General features: G+C 66.9%; 1 protein-coding gene. It reads right to left on the bottom strand.

Features of this window, described 5'->3' with window-relative positions; genetic code table 11:
• Positions 1–637 (bottom strand): citrate/2-methylcitrate synthase (locus AC3WLE_RS30410; RefSeq protein WP_492357606.1); only part of this gene is annotated, 637 nt, incomplete at both ends.

Below are 637 nucleotides of genomic sequence, written 5' to 3' on the forward strand. Positions count from 1 at the left end.
CGACGCGGCGGGTGATGTCGGCCTGGGCCTCGTCCGGGTTGTCGTAGCGCTTCTGGATCTCGAACGCGACTTCATTGGCGCCGCCGTGCTTGGGGCCGCGCAGCGCGCCGATGGCGCCACTGATCGACGAGAACATGTCCGAGCCCGTGCCGGCGATCACGCGGGCGGCGAAGGTCGAGGCGTTGAATTCGTGCTCGGCGTACAGGTTGAGCGAGGTGTTCATGGCGCGCTCCCACAGTGCCGACGGCTTCTCGCCGTGCAGCAGGTGCAGGAAGTGGCCGCCGATGGAGTCATCGTCGGTTTCGACTTCGATGCGGCGGCCGTTGTGGCTGTAGTGATACCAGTACAGCAGCATCGAGCCGAGGCTGGCCATCAGGCGGTCGGCGATGTCGCGCGCGCCCGGGGTGTTGTGGTCTTCCTTCTCCGGCAGCACGGTGCCCAGCACCGACACGCCGGTGCGCATCACGTCCATCGGGTGGGCGCTGGCGGGCACCCATTCCAACGCGGCCTTCACATTGGCGGGCAGCCCGCGCAGGCTCTTGAGCTTGGCCTTGTAGGCAGCCAGTTCGGATTTGGTCGGCAGCTTGCCGTGCACCAGCAGGTGGGCGATTTCCTCGAACTCGCAGGTCTCGGCGAT

This window comes from Cupriavidus sp. FW306-1B-F12B (genome assembly GCF_058781795.1).